Origin of the sequence: Psychromonas antarctica, assembly GCF_022267535.1 — a bacterium.
GTDB lineage: Bacteria > Pseudomonadota > Gammaproteobacteria > Enterobacterales > Psychromonadaceae > Psychromonas > Psychromonas antarctica.
The window spans coordinates 1-4396 of record NZ_JAHNZV010000161.1 but is presented as its reverse complement, the minus strand read 5'-3'; the positions used below and the strand labels follow the sequence as shown (position 1 = coordinate 4396).

The 4396-nt window shown below is 36.9% G+C and carries 5 protein-coding genes; 3 read left to right on the top strand and 2 right to left on the bottom strand.

All coding sequences use genetic code 11. The features are described 5' to 3' along the window. From KSO91_RS16175 to KSO91_RS16165, 3 genes are all read left to right on the top strand, one after another. Positions 1 to 607: hypothetical protein (locus KSO91_RS16175; RefSeq protein ID WP_238744062.1), on the top strand; the 607-nt coding region annotated here is incomplete at its 5' end. A gap of 183 nt (positions 608 to 790) precedes the next feature. Continuing rightward, complete coding sequence (locus KSO91_RS16170) at positions 791 to 1381, top strand: YkgJ family cysteine cluster protein (RefSeq protein ID WP_238744061.1); 591 nt, start codon at positions 791 to 793, stop codon at positions 1379 to 1381. 281 nt (positions 1382 to 1662) lie between these two features. Then, positions 1663 to 2697: a GIY-YIG nuclease family protein gene (locus tag KSO91_RS16165; RefSeq protein WP_238744060.1), complete on the top strand. Its 1035-nt coding sequence runs from the start codon at positions 1663 to 1665 to the stop codon at positions 2695 to 2697. A gap of 279 nt (positions 2698 to 2976) precedes the next feature. Here KSO91_RS16165 and KSO91_RS16160 read toward each other — a convergent pair whose 3' ends face one another. Next, complete coding sequence (locus KSO91_RS16160) at positions 2977 to 3300, bottom strand: hypothetical protein (protein ID WP_238744059.1); 324 nt, start codon at positions 3298 to 3300, stop codon at positions 2977 to 2979. Positions 3301 to 3459: 159 nt separating this feature from the next. Next, positions 3460 to 4302, bottom strand: a complete 843-nt coding sequence (locus KSO91_RS16155) for a hypothetical protein (protein WP_238744058.1) — start codon at positions 4300 to 4302, stop codon at positions 3460 to 3462. Positions 4303 to 4396: the final 94 nt, after the last annotated feature.

Genomic DNA, 4396 nt, shown 5'->3' with positions numbered 1-4396 from the left:
TGGCAATGAAGTCGAGGTAAAAGCTCAAGCGTATAACGAGCTTTCTGCCGAAGTTTTAACCCAGAGAATACAAGAGGAGCATGAAAGAGCTGTTAAAATAGATGACAAAACCTCGAAATTCACATTAGGTCTGAGTGTAAGTTTATCTGTTTTAGCTGCTGCTAGTAGTTCATTCGTTAAGTTCATTCCTGAAAGTAGTTATGCATCAAATGTTTCAATTATCTGTGGTATTGCTTCAATTTACATGCTTTTAGCTGGAATCACAGCATTGGGGGCACTGAAAACATTGCCTACATATGGCTATGGTACTCATCATTTAATGAATATAAATAAAGATGGTGTTTCCTATCTAAGTGAAGCCTTATATGCACAAGAGAGGATGAATATAATACGGCAGTTACGAAATGAATCAGCCTATCAATCACTACGAAATGGCTTTGTCATGTTATTGGTTGCTTTAATCATTTCAGTAATATTATTAAGTAATGTTAATGAAAAACCCAAATTACAGAACACTCTTCCATCACCAGTAACCCTTAAAGAGTCCCCCTCAGGAACACGTGAAAAAGCCGATAACAAACCAATACAACAGTGGTTACAGCACTGAATGACTAAAGTTAATACACGGTGTAAATATATTTCTAAATTGCTTTGCGGGCTTTAGAAGCTTAACTTTTTGACTCGCTAAGGATCACGTAGATAGCTAATTTTTATTCTTTTATTCTAGATTAGTGTCCAAAATCATTCAACCACTACACATAATGTAAGTCGCATATAACAAGGTACAAATATGAGTGAGCATCCAGAGGTTACAGCTTCAAAAATTAACCGAACAAAAGCTATTGAAATAATTCCTGTAAAGTTTAAACAACAGGAAGAAAAATTATTAAATAAAGTAGAAAAAAGCAAAAAAAATCCAACCGCAAAGTTAATCGATTTATATGAATTTATGGGGGGGCTATCAGTAAGCTTTAACCATTTAACTCCATGTAAAAAAGGCTGTTCGTATTGCTGCGAGATTAGAGTTGACGTGTCTGAATTAGAGTTATCACTAATAAAATTAAAGGCTAAGAAAGCATATAACAACGCAAAGAAAGATTTGTTAATAGGTGAGCCTTGCCCATTTTTACATAACGGTTCATGTTCCATTTACGAGGTCAGGCCGTTTGTTTGTCGAAGACATCAAGTGTTTACTCCAACAAATTCTTTGTGCATTAATAATGAAGAACTTGGACAAGAGCTGCTGTCGTTTAGTGAAGTAGATGCTTCTTACTTACATATTCTGAATGAAAGTAACTGTGGAAAATCAAAGGATATTAGAGAGTATTTTCATACAGGAACTTTTAAAAACAAGAAGACATTATGTGTGATTCATGAGTAGAGTTAGATTTAAACATCCATTTTGAAATACTATCAATATATGGAAAAAATTTGTCGCTTACTAAGTCGCTTTGGGGGCGTTTTCGACTTAGCTATCTAGCTCGGTTTGGGGCACTTTGCGCCATAGGAATAATTATATTTCTAAAGCTTTACAAAATATAAAACTGGCTTTGTTAACATACCACATGTAGAAATCTCCCAATTACGGATAACAGAGGCTATGATGAAAAACAAGATATGAAAATCCTAGTTCGAAGATAGTTAGATCTGGAAGAAATTGAAATGAATGAATGCAAAAACATGTACAGAGGCGGGTATTATGGTGGGGTTATATCGGCGGCGTGGAAGTATGCTAAAACAGGAGATGGTCGATTTGTTAAAGATTTATACCACTTCGAGAACAGATCTAAACGGGATAGGTTTAGAGCATACTTAGCATATTTAGTGATAAAAGCTCATGGCCTGCCGATGACCTCCCGAATCTATGCGGAAGGAAAAAAGCCCATTTTTGACTTTGATTTTCATGGTAACTGTGGCAACTATGACGGCTTAATATACGCTAGTTACGGAGACAGATACAACAGCGTAAGGTTCAGCTGTACCCCTCGCGAACTGCTCGACATGGTTGCGCCGGATAAGGTGGAAATCGCGCCAATTCACGGAGACTTTAAACAGATTGAAATACATAAATGCAATGATTGCGGGCAAGGCTACAGGGAAACCAATCAGTTTGACAATAGCAGTTTTTGCCGAGTGTGTGTGAAGGTAAAGGGGTTCTTCGAGGCTGGATTTATCCTTGGCGGCAATAAGCATATAGACAAGTACGACAAAAAAAAGGATGACTTCACTGCATCATGTAAATATTGCAGAAAGCCCGCAAAGATCGGTATTTGCTGGGCTAACAAGGGGCTGGCTAAGTACGTTTGTGAATGCCAAAAGCCAAGGCTAAAGCCAGTCAAAACGATTGAGAAAGGCATTAAAAAATTACACGTATCAGCGCCGAGTGAGAAAAAGAGAATAGCTAAAGTAACTTACTCTTCAAGCATTGCGGAGCGTGGCTTTGTGTACGCTGTTCGTCATGAGTGGATAAAAGGCAGGGTTAAGATCGGCGCTACAACTAAGACGCCAGAAGAAAGGGCGAACGCCTTACAACGAGGCATGGGTCTACCGTCACCTTTGGAAGTAATCGCCTCGATGCCTGTCGACAATGCGAAACAGGCTGAGAATGATGCACATTGCCATTTTGAGGCATATCACGAAGGCGGCGAATGGTTCGAGCTAACAACTGAACAAGTAAAAGAATATTTCGCGGGCTGAAACCCTTAATTTGCAGTTACTAACAACCGGAGATATAGATAATGTTTCTCGACCAGCTGTCGTAAAATGGTTGTTGCGGCTAAATAAATTTGGCCACAAATTAGTAGCGTTGTAAAGCGCTTGGGGGGGAGTAAGTGTGTCGCCTTTTCTAACTATGGGAGGCATTGCGAGATAGGTTCATTCACCTGTTCTAAAGTATCATTACAAACATTTATTTGCTCACTGCCTTTTAATCAAGAATAGAGAGATAAGCATTAAGGCTAACATCCTGAATTAATCTTAATCAAAAAGTTTTTTTAACTCATCCATTCCACTTTTCAGCTTTTGCGCTTTTTCTTGAGATTGTTCAGAAGTCCATTGAACTAATTCCACCAAGCATTCACTATTAAAATCTGGCAATGTGGTAAAATCAAATTCTGATTGAAATGCCTCTTCAATACTTCTAAAGTTTCTGAACCCGCCAGCTATCAATGCTTTTGCTGTACAACGCGATAAGCCTTTGAGCCAAATTGGTAAGGCTAATACATCGAATGCCTGTGAATGGAGGGCATTTATTATCCACTCATTTAGAGTCGTTTTTTTTCGATTGCTGCTAGTTGCCAATGTTCCAATTGTTGTTCGGTGCAATTAATCGTTTGTTGCTGAATCATGACATGCTCCATTTATTACTTTTAGATGAAAATATATCACAGCTATAAAGGCAAGGCGCGACCCCATTACTGCACTCTGGTTGGTGATTACTAGGTTAGCAATCACTTAGTTTTAGTTTTTCAAGGTGGAAAAGTGTTGTTTTACCTTAACTACCTCGTCAAAAATGTACTTAAATTTATCAAAGTTAATATTAGATTTATTCGAGCGAACTACTTTTGTAGAAAAAATATGCTTACCATAATGTTTTTTTATATCTGGATTTTTATCTGTTGAAAAAGTTTTCCCATTGAGTACAACTTTCATCGTTGCAGAATCAAATAGATCTTCCATCATAGAGTCTTTTCCGTTTGTATTCAGCGGTGTCAAAATCAAATATAAATTATGGAATAAATGTAAAAAACCACCTGATTTAAGTACTTTCAAATCATTAGGGCAAGACTTAACTTTTTTAACTAAATGTTTAAGAAGAGTTTCAGGCCCATCATCGTTATCCAAAATTAAGATAACTGGAGATTTTGCCTTTTGATTCTCAAAATAGTTATGATCTGCTGAATACCTTGTAACGAACCTGAGAAAATGTGAGGCTCCACCATCCAAATCTAAAAAATACATGGTTTTATCATTTAAATTGGGGAAGTTCAGCATCGGTTCATATGCAGTGCTTGTTGTTTTTACTTTAGTCAGAGTTGGATAATTAGCCTGAAGCATACTTAAAGCACTTTTTAGATATACGTTATCTGTTTTACCCTCAGTTAAAATTGTAGGAAAATCATTAAAGCAAAAATATTTATAATGAAGGAATCGACTATAAATTTTTTCACGAGAGTTTAATTTATCCCTGAAGTGAAATAATCCATTATATTTAGCTGGCTCATATGCAGGCTTAGGATGATGCTTCTTTTGAAGGTTATTATAGTGGTCCGTGAGCTTACGGCAGCGTAGCTCAACTTCCATTTTTTGTTCTGATTTAATACGGGTAACTCATCCATCAGGACTTAATTATGTCAAATCCAGAGCAACTTAGTAGCGTTATTACTGCATTTGAGCA

Coding starts and splice junctions, on each gene's coding strand:
- KSO91_RS16170 (WP_238744061.1), top strand. CDS start 791: ATGAGTGAGCATCCAGAGGTTACAGCTTCAAAAATTAACCGAACAAAA.
- KSO91_RS16165 (WP_238744060.1), top strand. CDS start 1,663: ATGAATGAATGCAAAAACATGTACAGAGGCGGGTATTATGGTGGGGTT.
- KSO91_RS16155 (WP_238744058.1), bottom strand. CDS start 4,302: ATGGAAGTTGAGCTACGCTGCCGTAAGCTCACGGACCACTATAATAAC.